Source organism: Mesorhizobium sp. M7A.F.Ca.US.014.04.1.1 (assembly GCF_003998745.1).
Lineage (GTDB): Bacteria > Pseudomonadota > Alphaproteobacteria > Rhizobiales > Rhizobiaceae > Mesorhizobium > Mesorhizobium ciceri.
The window spans coordinates 1-13612 of record NZ_RZRW01000099.1 but is presented as its reverse complement, the minus strand read 5'-3'; the positions used below and the strand labels follow the sequence as shown (position 1 = coordinate 13612).

Below are 13612 nucleotides of genomic sequence, written 5' to 3'. Positions count from 1 at the left end.
ATTCGGGACAAGGCGAGAATCACCCCCGTCGACGCGGCCAAGCCGATAGACTGCCTGCAGGGCGAACGGGACAGGCGGTTTTTATCGGATCCGTATTTTCCCGAACTTGACCGCTGAGCTCTCGATAGTGCGGTTCACGCAATCCGGAGGGAAAACCGTTCCACGATTTTCCTGGAGTTGCTCTGGGTTCAGGCGAGCCGGGCGCCACATTGGTTGCGAAACTCGTTGGAGAGATCGCGGCGCCAGCGTCGGCCATGGACATAGCCTTGCATCAATTCCGGCAGCGAGTAGCCAAGCGCTTTCGACGATCGGTTGGCCATATAGCCCTGGAATGCCTCCGGTATCCTGCCTCGCAGGATATCGGCGATGAGCTGCCGCGAGATCATGTAAGGCGGAATGTGCGGGTAGGCGTGGGCAATATGAGGATGTTTGCCCATCAGGTTCGCATAGGCCTCGACATAGCCGTCACGGCGGCCGGAAATCGAGTTCTCCGAATTGTATTTCGTCCAGTCGAGGTCCTCGGACAGTTGCGCACCGAAGCGCCGGGCAAGGCGCAGCAGCAATTCGCGATCCTGCATGCGGGTGATGTCGCTGTCGTAGCCGCCGATGGCCAGCAAGGCTTCACGGCGAGCAGTGATCGCGGAGCCGGCGATGAAGATGGTCTGCCCAACCAGCGTCCGCTCAAGCATTGCGGGGCTCACGAATGCCTCTGGGTTGGCGCAGTTTGTGATGCGATTGCCCTTCAGGGACACGAACGAACTGATCAGCACTTGCAGTGCAGGATTTTCATCGAACCAGGTCAGGGTTCGTTCAAGCCGGTGCGGCAAGTAGATGTCGTCGGAATCGAGGAACGTCACCAACGGTGCCCGCGCCCGCTCGATGCCGGCATTCCTGGCGGCGTTGGCGCCTCGCCATTTCGCCCCGACATAGATCAGCCGCGGGTCCTGGATGCGGGCCAGCGCCGCTTCGGTCCCATCGGTCGAACCATCGTCGACGACAATGTGCTCAAACCTCGACATGCTCTGGGAGAATACGCTTTCCACGGCGCGCAACACTGTTTCGCGTCGGTTGTGGGTCGGCGTAATGACCGTGATGAGAGGTACTGGATCGATCCCGGCCATGTCTGTCAGCTGTTTCCTGCGCAGGGTTGCGCGTCTGTCCAGGACTTTTCGATTTTCAGAACGGTCGAATGGATTGGACTTCCCTTTCTCTACACCACATCACAGTCGGCGCGACGCTATAAAAAACGACTGCCCCTGTCACCCACCGTGCCGGTACTCAATCCAGGCGAGACAACGAATCCCCGCTCTTAGCGTTCCAATTGCAACAGCACCGCCGCACATAGCATTACGAATCACCGTGGAAGCAACCCATCATGACAGATAGCATACATCCCATTACCTCAGACGTAATCGCTTAGCGCTCGGCCTTTGGTCAGATTGCCCATGCAGAGGCCGGCAACTCGGCTTCGATGACAAGGGAGTTCAGTCATGGCCGCTTACGCCGTCGCCCATATGCGCCAAGCCACAATGGGTCCGCAGATCGTCGAATATCTGCATAGGATAGATGCCACGCTGGAACCTTTCGGCGGCCGTTTTCTGGTCCATGGCGGCGATGTGGAGGTGATCGAGAACGACTGGCCTGGCCATCTGATCATCATAGAATTTCCCGACAGGCAGCATGTGCATGGCTGGTACAATTCGCCGGCCTACCAAGCGATACTGGCGCTGCGCACGGACAATTCGGAGGCCGATGTGGTGTTCGTCGACGGCGTCGAACATCCGCACAAGGCCACGGATGTTCTGGAGCAATCGCCGGATCAAGGATCAATTGGACGCTGAACTGCGGTTCAAGGAATGGCGGTACAGCGTCTAGCTATGCCCAACATAGTCTGGCACCGTTTCGATTTTGTCGCGAACCATGCCAGTTGCGAAACTGAACTGGCCCCAAAACGCCAAACCATAAAATGCCTGACCGACAATCAGAGAAAAGGGAACCTGCCAAAGCGGCATCCCGGTTTCCCGGGCATGGCCTACGATCCGTCGTGTCGTGCGCCATGACATGGTGAGCCACCGGCTGAAGGACTTGACTATCCGTCGCGTGCGGCTCGGCGAATTGAGCGCAACGAACTTCCGGTCGGCGTCGCGACCTGTAACCAGGGCGCGCCAGTAAAAGAACCGCCAGCCCCGCGGCGAATAGTGATAAACGCGTGCGTTGACATTATGAATTTTGTGGCCTTCCCGCAGCAGTTCGCGCATCAGCAAAGTGCAGGAAACCTTGAAGCCGTTATGTTTTGGAAAAGGGTGGCTGAGGATCCACTCGCGTCGAAACGCTACATTGTTGGCGTTGATCGCTCGCTTCGAGGCAAATCGCCCGTCACCACGGGCCATCGGGAAAAACCAGATCAACGCAAAGGTTCTTGAAAAGAAGTCGTCGTATGAAAGGTATGTATATCCGTTTGCGCAGATAACTTCAGAGTTTTCAAAGGGTTCAAGCAGTCCTGATAGCCATCCTGGTTCCGCGACCACGTCGGAATCCAGAAAGATGACGATATCTCCGTCCGATGCCAGCATACCGTTGTTCTTCAGGTCGTAATATCGGCCGCCAGGGAAAGCTGTGAAGACGAGTTCGGCAACCTGACCGAGCTGCGGGGCCTCATTCGAAATCTCACGACGCAACGCCTCTTTGTCCGACTCTGCTCCGCCGTGAGAGATGACGATCCTTGGTCGCGCTGAACCGGTTGCTGAAACCGATGAGATTTCCCGAGCCAAGGCCTTCATCCCAACGCCGATCTCGCCCCAGTCGATCGATTTTGCATTCTCCATTTCGACGACGAGTGAATAAGTTGCGCGTTCTTCGACCATTTTTTGCCCCCCCGAGCCGTCAGTGTGGCTATAGCCGCACTAGCCCGCTGTCAAACAGTCGACGCCATTTACACTGGTTCGCGATCGTCATACAGGGCGACTTTGCTCGGCGCCAAACACACTGTTGCTTGGCGAGTCGGGTCTTTGATCGGTGAGGAAATTACCGTTTCAGCAAGAACACTGCCTGCTGGCCGAAGAAATTCCAGAACCACCACGGCATCGACAAGCCGATCTTCTGGCCGGCGGCGTCGAGGGCGGTTGCCTTCTCGACTGTCGCGCCGAGTTCGTCGCACAGATTGACGAAATCGCGGATGGTGCAGAAGTGGATGTTGGGCGTGTCGTACCAGGAATAGGGCAGGTCCTTGGTCACCGGCATGCGGCCGTTGAGGAACAGCGACAGGCGCACACGCCAATGGCCGAAATTGGGGAAGGAGACGATGGCGCGGTTGCCGATCCTGAGCAGTTCGTCGAGCACCAGCTTCGGGTTGCGGGTGGCCTGCAGCGTCTGCGACAGGACGACGAAGTCAAAGCCCTTGTCGGGATAGAATTCGAGATCCTTGTCAGCGTCGCCCTGGATGACCGAGAGGCCGCGCGCCACGCATTCGTTGACGCCGCGCTGCGACAGCTCGAGTCCGCGGCCGTCGACCTGCTTGGTGTCCTGCAGCAGTTCGAGCAGCGAGCCGTCGCCCGAGCCGACATCGAGCACGCGCGACTGTGGCGGGATGAGGTTGGCGACGACTTCGAGGTCGACGCGCTGGTCGCGGTTGACGCTCATGGCTTCGCCTCCCGCCTGGCGCATGATCCCGATCCGAAAAGCCTGCAATTTTTCCGGGTCATGCGCTCAGCCCTCTCGCTCGGGCCGCCGAGCCGATGAAGCCGTTTATCGCGGCAAACAGTTCCGGCTCGTCGAGCAGGAATGCGTCGTGGCCACGGTCGGTCTCGATCTCGACGAAGGATACCGATGCGCCGGCGGCGTTGAGCGCATGCACGATCGAGCGGCTCTCCTCGGTCGGGAACAGCCAATCCGAGGTGAACGACACCAAGCAGAAGCGGGTTTTCGTGCCGGCGAAGGCATCGGCCAACCGGCCGCCATGGTCTGCGGCGAGGTCGAAATAGTCCATCGACCGCGTCATGTAGAGGTAGGAATTGGCGTCGAAGCGATCGACGAAGGTCATGCCCTGGTGCCGAAGATAGCTTTCGATCTGGAAGTCGGCGTCGAAGCCGAAGGTCAGCGCTTCGCGATCCTGCAGATTGCGGCCGAACTTGCGGTGCAGGGCGGCTTCCGACAGGTAAGTGATGTGGGCGGCCATGCGCGCTACCGCCAGGCCCTTTTCCGGGCGTTTGCCGTGCTCGAAATATTTGCCGCCATGCCAGTCCGGATCGGCCATGACAGCCTGCCGGCCAACCTCATGAAAGGCGATGTTCTGCGAGGAATGGCGCGCGCCGGTGGCGATCGGCAGCGCCGAGAAGACGCGCTCCGGATAGCTCGACGCCCATTCCAGCACCTGCATGCCGCCCATCGAGCCGCCGAGCACGCAAAACAGTTTCTCGATGCCGAAATGGTCGATCAGCATTTGCTGCGCCCGCACCATGTCGCGGATGGTGATGATCGGCAGGTCGAGCCCATACGGCTTGCCGGTGGCCGGATTGGTCGAAGCCGGGCCGGTGGAGCCAAGGCAACCGCCGATGACGTTGGAGCAGATGACGAAGAAACGATTGGTGTCGATGATCTTGCCGGGGCCGATCAGCACTTCCCACCAGCCAGGCTTGCCGGTCACCGGATTGGTGCTGGCGACGTGCTGGTCTCCGGTCAGCGCATGGCAGACGAGGATGGCGTTGGAGCGGGCATCGTTCAGCGTGCCATAGGTCTGGTAGGCGATCTGGAACGGTGACAGCAGCGTGCCGGCGTCCAGCTTGAGCGGCTTGTCGGATCCAAAACGCAAAACCGGGCTCGACGGTTGGTCGACCTCGTTGTTGGTTTTGCGGGCACGCAGAACGGCCATGACATCCATCTCACACTTTGAGCCCACGCATCGCACTCGTCGAAAGTCGATGCCGATACGGGTGTCCGGCCGGCGCGGACAACAAAAAACCGGCATTGCGGTCGCAAAGCCGGTTACAGGATGCAAACGGCCCTTTAGCAAGTTGTTTAACGTGGCTGCAAGCCGACCGGCCAAATCACCACGGAAGTTCGCTCCCCTTCTAGGGCTGTGGCGCGCCGGCGTCAACGGCCTGCCTTGGGCGGGAGGCTGTCGCCTCTCGACATTGCAGGCCACGGCTTGTATTTCCGCTGCGGCTTCCCTCAGGAAGCGTTCTCGACGGATTTTGCGACATGAGCCAGACACCGGACCAGGCACGTCCAACCCCGCGCGCGGGCATCATGGACATAGACGCCTATGTGCCGGGCAAGAGCACGGCGCCTGCCGGCGTCGCCAAGGTCCACAAGCTGTCCTCCAACGAGAACCCGCTCGGGCCCTCGCCGAAGGCGATCGAAGCCGCGCGCGAGATTGCCGGCAAGCTCGACATCTATCCCGACGGCACCGCCAGGCGGCTGCGCGAAGCGATCGCCGAGGTGCATGGCCTCAACCCGCAGAACATCATCTGCTCCAACGGCTCCGACGAGATCCTCGGCCTGCTGGCGCAGACCTATCTGGCGCCCGGCGACGAGGCCGTCATCACCGAACACGCCTTCATGGTCTACAAGATCTACATCCAGTCGGCGGGCGCCGTTCCGGTGACGATCAAGGAAACAGACGAGCGCGCCGATATCGACGCCATCCTGGCCGCCGTCACGCGGCGCACCAAGATCGTGTTCCTCGCCAATCCCAACAACCCGACCGGCACTTATGTGCCGTTCCAGGAGGTGCGGCGGCTGCATGCCGGTCTGCCCAGGCACGTGCTTCTGGTGCTCGACGCGGCCTATGCCGAATATGTCCGCCGCAACGACTATGAGGCCGGCATCGAACTGGTCGGCAGCGCAGAGAACGTGGTGATGACCCGGACCTTCTCCAAGATCGGCCTTGGCGGGGCGCGGATCGGCTGGATGTACGGGCCGATGCACATCGTCGACGCCATCAACCGCGTGCGCGGCCCCTTCAACGTCAATGCGACGGCGATCGAGGCCGGCATCGCCGCCATTCGCGATCGCGCCCATGTCGAGCGCAGCGTGGCGCACAACGAGACCTGGCTGGCCTGGCTGAGTGAGGAATTCACAAAGCTTGGATTGCGGGTGACGCCCAGCGTCGGCAATTTCATCCTCATTCATTTTCCAGAGGACCAGAAACATTCGGCAGCGGCGGCGGACGACTATCTGACGGCGCGCGGCTATATATTGCGGCGCGTTTCGGGCTATGGCTTTCCCAACGCGCTGCGCATGACCGTCGGTACCGAACAGGCCAATCGCGGCGTTGTCGCCGCTCTCACGACATTCCTGAAAAGCTAGAAACCATGACATCACCGATGTTTGAAAAGATCGCGCTGGTCGGCATCGGCCTGATCGGCTCGTCGCTGGCCCGCGTCATCCGCCGCGAGGGCCTCGCCCGCCACGTATCCATCTCGACCCGCAGTGCGGCGACGCTGGCACGGGCCGAGGAGCTTGGGCTGGGCGATAGCTATAGCACCGATGCGAGAGAAGCTGTCCGCGATGCCGACCTGGTCATCATTTCGGTGCCGGTCGGCTCGTCCGGCACGGTTGCCGAGGAAATCGCGCCGGCGCTGAAGCCGGGCGCGATCCTCACCGATGTCGGCTCGACCAAGGCGTCTGTCATTGCGCAAATGCAGCCTTATGTGCCTGAAGGTGTCCATTTCATTCCCGGCCACCCGCTGGCGGGCACAGAAAAATCCGGCCCCGACGCCGGTTTCGCCGACCTGTTCGACAATCGCTGGTGCATCTTCACGCCGCTGCCCGACACCGACCCGGACGCGTTGGAGAGGCTGTCGGAGTTCTGGCGGCGCTGCGGCGCCAACATCGACACGATGGATCCCCAGCATCACGATATGACGCTGGCCATCGTCTCGCATCTGCCGCACATCATCGCCTACAACATCGTCGGCACCGCCGATGATCTGCAGTCGGTGACCAAATCCGAAGTGATCAAATATTCGGCTTCCGGCTTCCGCGACTTCACCCGCCTTGCCGCCTCCGATCCGACCATGTGGCGGGATGTCTGTCTGCACAACAAGGACGCCATCCTCGAAATGCTGGCGCGGTTCTCGGAGGATCTGGCGTCGCTGCAGCGCGCAATCCGCTGGGGCGACGGCGAAAAACTCTTCGACCTGTTCACCCGCACCCGCGCCGTGCGCCGCTCGATCATCGAAGCCGGCCAGGACATCGACGTTCCCGATTTCGGCCGTCAGGCGGTCGAGCACCCCGCGAAGGGCTAGGTCTGTCTCAGGCAGGCCAGGTCTGCGCAACCATGGCCAGCGTCTCGGCTCGGTTCGGCGCGCCAAGCCTGCCGCCGAAGCGCAGGCATTTGAGCGCCGCGGCCGCACTGGCAAACCGCAAAGCCTGCTCGACCGGCATGGCTTCCGCCAGCCCGACGGCGAAGGCGCCGTGAAAGACATCGCCGGCGGCGAGCGTGTCGACCGCCTTGATTTTCGGCGCCGCGACATGGCGCACGCAGCCAGCGCGACGGTCGTGCCACCAACTGCCCGCCGCGCCGCCTGTCACTGCGACAAAAGCGTCGCTGCGGCTGGCGAGATCGGCGCAAGCCGTTTTCGGATCGAGCGCCTGGCCGCAGACGATGCGCGCTGCCGGCTCCGAAGCGATGATGTGCGTAGCGAGCGGCAACAACTGCTCAAGGACCTCCAGCGGCGCGGTGTCGGCATCGAGGATCGCCGGACGGCCGATGGCGCGCGCCGCCTTCAGGGCGAGTGCCGCCGCACCCGGCCAGCGGACATCGACCAGAACGGCATCGAATGCCATGAGGTCGGCGACCGGCAGGACGTCGGGATCGGCCTGGGCAAGCCTGTCATAGAACGGCACGATGATGCGCTCGCCATGCGCGTCGACCAGGATGGAGGCCAGCGCCGAGCGGGCACCTCTGACGCGCCGCACGAAGGTGCAATCGACGCCTTCGGCCTCTATGCCGGCGATGAGCTGGTCGGCGACGGCATCGTCGCCGGCACTCGCCCACAGCGATACTTCGGCGCCCAGGCGATGGGCAGCGCAGGCGGCGCTGGTGGCCATGCCCGAGGCGATCTGGACGCCGTCGGAGGCCATGAACTTGCCCTGATGCATGGGCAGCGTCTCGACGTGCAGGATGGTGTCCAGCGTCAAAGCGCCAACGCTCAGCAGCTTCACGGGTTTTGCCATGGCTGAGCTATTCGACCGGCTTGATCTTGCCCAGCGGAATGAAGCCGAGCGAGGCCTTGCCCCTGACCACCTTCAGCGGCATGGACGGTTCGTTGCCGAGCACCGCCAGGGCAGAAAAACCCTGCTCGATCTGGCTTTTCTGCTCGGGTATGGCGGTGCCGAGGATGGCCGCCACCGCCTTCGGGTCCTTCAACCTGATCATCAGGTCGGCGTTGACCAGGCCCTCGGCATCGACCGAGAGCGGTCCCGAAACGGTGATGCGCGCCGTCCCCGACGACAGATCAAGGTTGCGGATTTCGATCGCCTGGCCACGAAGGCTCTTCACCCGCGTGCCGATCAGTGCGACGCCGTTCTTCAATGTCACGTCGCCGCTGGCATCGAGCGCCGGAAGCACGCGCCCGCCAAGTGCGTCGGGGTCGACCTCGAGATCGCCGAAACTGCCGAGATAGTCGATATCCTCGCCGTTGGGCTGCAACTGACCTGATGCCTTGCCGGCACTGAACAGTTGCACCGGATCGGTATCGTCGGCCGGATCGGTCTGGCCGGAAAGGCCCTCTGCCTCCAGCGAAATCCGCCGCGGCAGCGGCCACCACAATTTGAAATTGGCCTGCAGATTGTCCCAGTCGATCCACAGCGGCACCATGTCCGGCACGGAGGTCCTGAGCGGGCCGCGCAGATTGGCAACCGGCGACAGAGGCTGGATGATCTGGGCGGCTGCGTTGAAACTGCCGGCTGAGGCCGCAATGTTCTTGGCATCGTCCTCATAGGCGAGGTTGTCGCAGGAGACGGTAAAGCTCAAGGGATAGCCGCTGACCTGGAGATTGGCGCAGCCGGCCTCGACGCCATTCTTGTTGAGCGTGGCAACCGCCTTGTCGGCCTCGCTCCTGACGCGGTCAGCCAGATAGAACCAGCCGCCGCTGTAGAGGGCGAACAGCACGACGATGAATGCTGCAAGCCAGATCAGGCGGCGACGTTTGTTCGGCTGGCGTTCGTCACTTGACGTCATGCTTTGGCTCTCGTTAACGCATGGGTATTGCGGACGGGTAGTCGATTCCGCCAGGTGGACAGACGAATAGTTAGACGGGACGGGCGGAAAAAACACCGGTCCGGGTGCGGTGTTGGCATCTTTTGCAATCAGGCGCGGCGATATGGGCGATTTTTGGGTGTTTGGCTATGGCTCGCTGATCTGGCGGCCGGGATTCGCGCATGTCGAAACACAGCGTGCCCGCCTGCATGGCTACCGGCGCTCGCTCTGCGTCTATTCCTTCGTGCATCGCGGCACGCGCGAGCGGCCGGGGCTGGTGCTCGGCCTCGATCGTGGCGGGTCCTGCGTCGGCCTCGCATTCCGCGTCCCCGGCGACTTGCGCGACGAGGTTATGGCCTATCTGCGCGAGCGCGAGCTGGTCACCAATGTCTATCTGGAGCGTCTGCTCAAGGTTCGCCTCGACGGCGGCGGTACGGTCGACGCGGTGGTTTACATTGTCGACCGCCAGCACGAGCAATATGCCGGAGCGCTCGACGCTGCAGATGCGGCGGCCGTGGTGCGCGGTGCGGTCGGCCAGTCCGGCAACAACGAGGACTATGTGCTGAGCACGCTGGAGCATCTCGAGGCGCTGGGCATTCGCGATCATTGGCTGGAAGAGGTGGCGCTGCAGGTCGCGCCTTTGTGAAGCTGGCTCTGCGGAAAAAGGCCGTCAGGCCTTTGACCTCGTTCAGGCAAGACCTAGGTTAGGCTCCAACCCTCAGACCGCGGGCGCCATTTGCCCGCCCAATCATCCCGGAGATCCGCCTTGCAGAAACGTCGTCTCGGTCGCACCGACTTGTCCATCGCGCCGCTGGTTCTGGGCGGCAACGTCTTCGGCTGGACTGCCGACGAGAAAACCTCGTTCGACCTGCTCGACCGCTTCGTCGGCGCCGGCCTCAACGCCATCGATACGGCGGACGCCTATTCGCGCTGGGTTCCAGGCCACAAGGGCGGCGAATCGGAAACCATCATCGGTAAATGGATGAAAGACCGTGGCAATCGCGACAAGGTCGTGGTGATCACCAAGGTCGGTTCGGATATGGGACAGGGGCACAAGGACCTGTCCGCCGCCTACATCGAAAAGGCCGTCGACGCATCGTTGAAGCGGCTGCAGACCGAATTCATCGATCTCTATCTGTCGCATTGGCCGGATCCTGCGACGCCCTATGAGGAAACGCTTGGCGCCTACGAGAAGCTGCTCGCCAAGGGCAAGATTCGCTATGCCGGGTGCTCTAACCTCGACGCCGGCCAGTTGCGTGCGGCACTCGATGTGGCGAGCCTGCGCAGTCTGCCGCGCTACGAGGTGCTGCAGCCGGAATACAATCTCTACGATCGCTCATCCTTTGACGGGCCGTTGCGCGATCTGTGCGTGGCCGAGGACATCGGCGTCATCACCTATTTCAGCCTGGCCAAAGGTTTCCTCAGCGGCAAATACCGCAGCGAGGCCGATCTCGGCCAAAGCCCGCGTGGCGGCGGCGTGAAGGACTATCTCAATGGGCGCGGCATGCGCATCCTTGCGGCACTCGACGCGGTGTCATCAAGGCATTCGGCCAAGCAGGCGGAAGTCGCGCTTGCCTGGGTGATCGCTCGGCCGGGCGTCACCGCGCCGATAGCCAGCGCCACCAAGCCCGAGCAGATGGACAGCCTGATCAAGGCGGCGTCGCTGAAGCTGAGCGCCGCCGACATGGCCGAACTCGACAGGGCGAGCGACTGAAGTTTCGGCGGCCGCTCCTCGCACGAACGTCCAAGACGACCCTCTTGTCTTGCCATAGCCTCCTTCGCACGGGGCAAGACAGAGGGTGAGATGACTGAGCCGCTTCTTTTGCAGCCGGATCTTTGGCGCCAGTTGTGCGCGCTCGTGCTTGCCTCCGCCGTCGTCATGGGCAGCCCGGGGCCGGCAACGATAAGCGTCACCGCCGTTGGTGCCGCCTTCGGTTTGCGCCATTCCCTGGGCTATGCCTGGGGAATCATCCTGGGCACGATCGCCGTGCTTTTGGTTGTCGCGACCGGGGTCATGGCAGTGCTCACCTCGATGCCGAAGCTGGCGCCGTTGCTGGCTTTGGCCTCCGCGGCCTACATCCTCTATCTCGCCTTCAAGATCGCTACGGCGCCGCCGCTGGCCGCCCGCGCCGCCGAGACTTCGCGTCCCACATGGCTGGCTGGATTTCTTCTCGCGGTCGCCAATCCAAAGGCCTATGTGGCGATCGCCGCCGTGTTCGCCGGTGCTTCGTCCAAACAGGGCGCCACTGAGCCTGGTCTATGGCTGAAGCTGGCGGTTCTCGCCCTGATGATCGTTGCCATCCACGCTCTGTGGCTTGTCGCGGGGGCTGGGTTCGCGCGCTTCCTGCGCCGGCCGGCGGCCTCGCGGATCATCAATCTGATCTTTGCCGTGACGCTGGTGTTGACCACCGCGCTGGCGGTGTTCGGCTGAGAACTGCCGGCCGGAGACTTCCGGTTCAGACTTTGGTTCTTGCGGCGTTGTCCAGCTCTTGCAGCCTTTTCACCGCTGTCGGCGGCAAGGCAGGCGGGTTCGGGCCGCGCGCCGCATCCATCAGGAACTGGTCGCAGGCAGCTTCGGTCTCGCCGATCAGCCGGGCCATGAATTCGTCCTTGCTCAGTCCCGGTGGAATCGGCGGCAGGAAACGCGCCTTGATGGTGCCGGGATAGCGCAGGAATTTGCGGCGCGGCCAATAGAGGCCGGCGACATGGGCAACCGGCACCACCGGAACACCAAGCTGCGTGTAGATTTCGACGATGCCGTATTTGTAGGCCGGTTCGTCGCCCGGCGCGCGTCTTGTCCCTTCGGGGTAGATGATGAGCTGGCGAGGGTTGCGCGCCATCTCTTCCTTGGTCGCGGCGACCACGGCCTTCAGTGCCTTCGAACGGCTGCCGCGATGAACCGGGATCATGCGCATCTTCATGATGTACCAGCCGAAGAACGGGATCCAGGTCAGCTCGCGCTTGAGGATGTAGAGCGGGTCCTGAAGGAAGGGGAAGAAGGCGATCGCGTCCCAGAACGACTGATGCTTTGGTGCCAGGATGAAGGAGCCTTCGGGCAGGTTTTCCCGGCCGGTGATCTCGTTCTTCGTTCCGGCGATCTTCTCGTAAAGCCACATCGAGGTGCGCGACCAGAATTTCGGCACGAACCAGGCGCGGTGCCGGGGCGACAGGAAATAGTAGGGGGTCCAGAGGATCATCTGGACGATCAGGTTGACGTAGAAGACGAAATTGAACGTCAGCGATCTGATGTAGAGCATTGGGGGAGCCCGGTGAGGAGGTGAGCGTTGGTTACACCAAGCGCGGGAAAAAAGGAAATGGCCGCAGGGCGCTTTGGGTGGCGACGAAGAACGGCCACCGATGGGTTGGCCTGGTTCCGCTACATCAGCCGCGCCAGCCGCGCCTTCAGGCGCGGAGCGGCAAAATCGAGGAAGGCGCGCAGCTTGACCGGCAGCAGGCCGTGGCCCGCATGCACCAGGCTTACCGGCCATGGCGCCGGCTCGAATTCCTGCAGCAGGACGCGCAGCGCGCCGGACCGCAGCGCGGCTTCGATCTGGTAGGAAAGCACACGCGTCAGCCCGACGCCGGCAATCGCGGCATCGATGGCCGCTTCGGCGGTGTTGACCTGAAGCCGCGAGCGGACCCGAACCGGGATTTCGGCCTTGCCCTTGATGAAGCTCCAACTGGCGGCGGAGGCGAGCCCCTCGAAGGTGATGCAATCGTGTGTTTCCAGATCCTCCGGGGTCGTTGGCGTGCCGTGTTCGGCCAGATAGGCCGGGCTGGCGCAGACGACGCGGCGGATCGCGCCGACGCCGATGGCGACCAGGCTCGAATCGGGCAATCGGCCGATGCGGATGGCGAGATCGAAATGGTCCTCGACCAGCTGGGTTATGCGATCGGCCAATGTCAGGCGGATGTCCACGTCGGGATAGGCGGCGAGAAAGCCGGTGACGACCGGCAGCACGTGCAGGCGGCCAAAGACGACCGGCGCGGTGATGGCCAGTTCGCCGGTCGGAACACTGTATTCGCCGGCGGCCGTGCGTTCGGCCTCGCCGACGTCGTCCAGGATGCGGCGGCAGGCGGCAAGATAGGCCTGGCCGGCATCGGTCGGTGTCAGCCGTCGCGTCGAACGATTCAGGAGGCGTGTGTTCAGATGGCGCTCGAGATCGGAAATCTTGCGGCTGACCGTCGCCAGCGGAATGCCGAAACGGCGGCTGGCCGCGGAAAGGCTGCCGGCGTCCACCGCGGCGACAAAGAGCGACATGGCCTCGAGACGATCCATAGCTTCTTCCGAAAAATGGAAGGACAAGTTACGAATATGCCACCTGCCTTTGAATGATGGAAGGCTTATATTCCAGTCTGTCGGCCCTGCCTGCAGCATGGCCTCGCACAGGAGTTGCCATGTCCGAAGCC

At 62.5% G+C, this 13612-nt stretch carries 14 protein-coding genes and 1 riboswitch; of the genes, 6 read left to right on the top strand and 8 right to left on the bottom strand.

Annotated features, from left to right (window positions below):
- Window positions 1–188: 188 nt before the first annotated feature.
- Complete coding sequence (locus EOA22_RS09570; RefSeq protein ID WP_013529382.1) at window positions 189–1121, bottom strand: glycosyltransferase family 2 protein; 933 nt, start codon at window positions 1119–1121, stop codon at window positions 189–191.
- A 369-nt stretch (window positions 1122–1490) separates the two neighbouring features.
- Here EOA22_RS09570 and EOA22_RS09565 point away from each other — a divergent pair, with 369 nt between their 5' ends.
- On the top strand, window positions 1491–1841 hold the full coding sequence (locus tag EOA22_RS09565; RefSeq protein ID WP_013529383.1) for a DUF1330 domain-containing protein: 351 nt from the start codon (window positions 1491–1493) through the stop codon (window positions 1839–1841).
- A 30-nt stretch (window positions 1842–1871) separates the two neighbouring features.
- On the opposite strand, the gene EOA22_RS09560 is transcribed toward EOA22_RS09565, so the two are convergent.
- From EOA22_RS09560 to EOA22_RS09550, 3 genes are all read right to left on the bottom strand, one after another.
- The gene (locus tag EOA22_RS09560) at window positions 1872–2864 is read right to left on the bottom strand and encodes a glycosyltransferase (protein ID WP_063169100.1); all 993 of its coding nucleotides are present in this window, start codon (window positions 2862–2864) and stop codon (window positions 1872–1874) included.
- 160 nt (window positions 2865–3024) lie between these two features.
- Complete coding sequence (gene metW, locus EOA22_RS09555) at window positions 3025–3639, bottom strand: methionine biosynthesis protein MetW (protein ID WP_013529385.1); 615 nt, start codon at window positions 3637–3639, stop codon at window positions 3025–3027.
- A 58-nt stretch (window positions 3640–3697) separates the two neighbouring features.
- Window positions 3698–4867, bottom strand: a complete 1170-nt coding sequence (locus tag EOA22_RS09550; RefSeq protein WP_013529386.1) for a homoserine O-acetyltransferase — start codon at window positions 4865–4867, stop codon at window positions 3698–3700.
- 114 nt (window positions 4868–4981) lie between these two features.
- Window positions 4982–5059: riboswitch (SAM riboswitch) on the bottom strand.
- 137 nt (window positions 5060–5196) lie between these two features.
- Here EOA22_RS09550 and hisC point away from each other — a divergent pair.
- Window positions 5197–6306 (top strand): histidinol-phosphate transaminase, encoded by a 1110-nt coding sequence (gene hisC, locus EOA22_RS09545; protein ID WP_063169099.1) that lies wholly within the window; start codon window positions 5197–5199, stop codon window positions 6304–6306.
- A gap of 5 nt (window positions 6307–6311) precedes the next feature.
- A complete protein-coding gene (locus EOA22_RS09540) occupies window positions 6312–7247 on the top strand; it encodes a prephenate/arogenate dehydrogenase family protein (RefSeq protein ID WP_027162911.1) in 936 nt (311 codons plus the stop codon).
- 7 nt (window positions 7248–7254) lie between these two features.
- On the opposite strand, the gene EOA22_RS09535 is transcribed toward EOA22_RS09540, so the two are convergent.
- Complete coding sequence (locus EOA22_RS09535; protein WP_063169098.1) at window positions 7255–8178, bottom strand: sugar kinase; 924 nt, start codon at window positions 8176–8178, stop codon at window positions 7255–7257.
- Between the two features lie 7 nt (window positions 8179–8185).
- Window positions 8186–9184, bottom strand: a complete 999-nt coding sequence (locus tag EOA22_RS09530; RefSeq protein WP_063169097.1) for a DUF2125 domain-containing protein — start codon at window positions 9182–9184, stop codon at window positions 8186–8188.
- A 142-nt stretch (window positions 9185–9326) separates the two neighbouring features.
- On the opposite strand from EOA22_RS09530, the gene EOA22_RS09525 reads away from it, so the two are divergent.
- The 3 genes from EOA22_RS09525 (at window position 9327) to EOA22_RS09515 (ending at window position 11633) form a co-directional block, all read left to right on the top strand.
- Window positions 9327–9848: a gamma-glutamylcyclotransferase gene (locus EOA22_RS09525; protein ID WP_013529391.1), complete on the top strand. Its 522-nt coding sequence runs from the start codon at window positions 9327–9329 to the stop codon at window positions 9846–9848.
- A gap of 120 nt (window positions 9849–9968) precedes the next feature.
- Window positions 9969–10916, top strand: coding sequence for an aldo/keto reductase (locus EOA22_RS09520; RefSeq protein WP_063169096.1), 948 nt, complete (start codon window positions 9969–9971; stop codon window positions 10914–10916).
- A 90-nt stretch (window positions 10917–11006) separates the two neighbouring features.
- On the top strand, window positions 11007–11633 hold the full coding sequence (locus EOA22_RS09515; protein ID WP_063169095.1) for a LysE family translocator: 627 nt from the start codon (window positions 11007–11009) through the stop codon (window positions 11631–11633).
- Between the two features lie 25 nt (window positions 11634–11658).
- Here EOA22_RS09515 and EOA22_RS09510 read toward each other — a convergent pair whose 3' ends face one another.
- Together EOA22_RS09510 and EOA22_RS09505 are read right to left on the bottom strand one after the other, a co-directional pair.
- Window positions 11659–12459 (bottom strand): 1-acyl-sn-glycerol-3-phosphate acyltransferase, encoded by an 801-nt coding sequence (locus EOA22_RS09510; protein ID WP_013529394.1) that lies wholly within the window; start codon window positions 12457–12459, stop codon window positions 11659–11661.
- Window positions 12460–12578: 119 nt separating this feature from the next.
- A complete protein-coding gene (locus tag EOA22_RS09505) occupies window positions 12579–13481 on the bottom strand; it encodes a LysR family transcriptional regulator (protein WP_063169094.1) in 903 nt (300 codons plus the stop codon).
- Window positions 13482–13612 lie beyond the last annotated feature (131 nt).

What these genes read in the sequence shown, in the direction of transcription:
- EOA22_RS09530 (WP_063169097.1), bottom strand. Translation starts at nt 9,184, where the DNA reads ATGACGTCAAGTGACGAACGCCAGCCGAACAAACGTCGCCGCCTGATC.
- EOA22_RS09550 (WP_013529386.1), bottom strand. Translation starts at nt 4,867, where the DNA reads ATGGCCGTTCTGCGTGCCCGCAAAACCAACAACGAGGTCGACCAACCG.
- EOA22_RS09505 (WP_063169094.1), bottom strand. Translation starts at nt 13,481, where the DNA reads ATGGATCGTCTCGAGGCCATGTCGCTCTTTGTCGCCGCGGTGGACGCC.
- hisC (WP_063169099.1), top strand. Translation starts at nt 5,197, where the DNA reads ATGAGCCAGACACCGGACCAGGCACGTCCAACCCCGCGCGCGGGCATC.
- EOA22_RS09565 (WP_013529383.1), top strand. Translation starts at nt 1,491, where the DNA reads ATGGCCGCTTACGCCGTCGCCCATATGCGCCAAGCCACAATGGGTCCG.
- metW (WP_013529385.1), bottom strand. Translation starts at nt 3,639, where the DNA reads ATGAGCGTCAACCGCGACCAGCGCGTCGACCTCGAAGTCGTCGCCAAC.
- EOA22_RS09515 (WP_063169095.1), top strand. Translation starts at nt 11,007, where the DNA reads ATGACTGAGCCGCTTCTTTTGCAGCCGGATCTTTGGCGCCAGTTGTGC.
- EOA22_RS09510 (WP_013529394.1), bottom strand. Translation starts at nt 12,459, where the DNA reads ATGCTCTACATCAGATCGCTGACGTTCAATTTCGTCTTCTACGTCAAC.
- EOA22_RS09525 (WP_013529391.1), top strand. Translation starts at nt 9,327, where the DNA reads ATGGGCGATTTTTGGGTGTTTGGCTATGGCTCGCTGATCTGGCGGCCG.
- EOA22_RS09535 (WP_063169098.1), bottom strand. Translation starts at nt 8,178, where the DNA reads ATGGCAAAACCCGTGAAGCTGCTGAGCGTTGGCGCTTTGACGCTGGAC.
- EOA22_RS09560 (WP_063169100.1), bottom strand. Translation starts at nt 2,864, where the DNA reads ATGGTCGAAGAACGCGCAACTTATTCACTCGTCGTCGAAATGGAGAAT.
- EOA22_RS09570 (WP_013529382.1), bottom strand. Translation starts at nt 1,121, where the DNA reads ATGGCCGGGATCGATCCAGTACCTCTCATCACGGTCATTACGCCGACC.
- EOA22_RS09540 (WP_027162911.1), top strand. Translation starts at nt 6,312, where the DNA reads ATGACATCACCGATGTTTGAAAAGATCGCGCTGGTCGGCATCGGCCTG.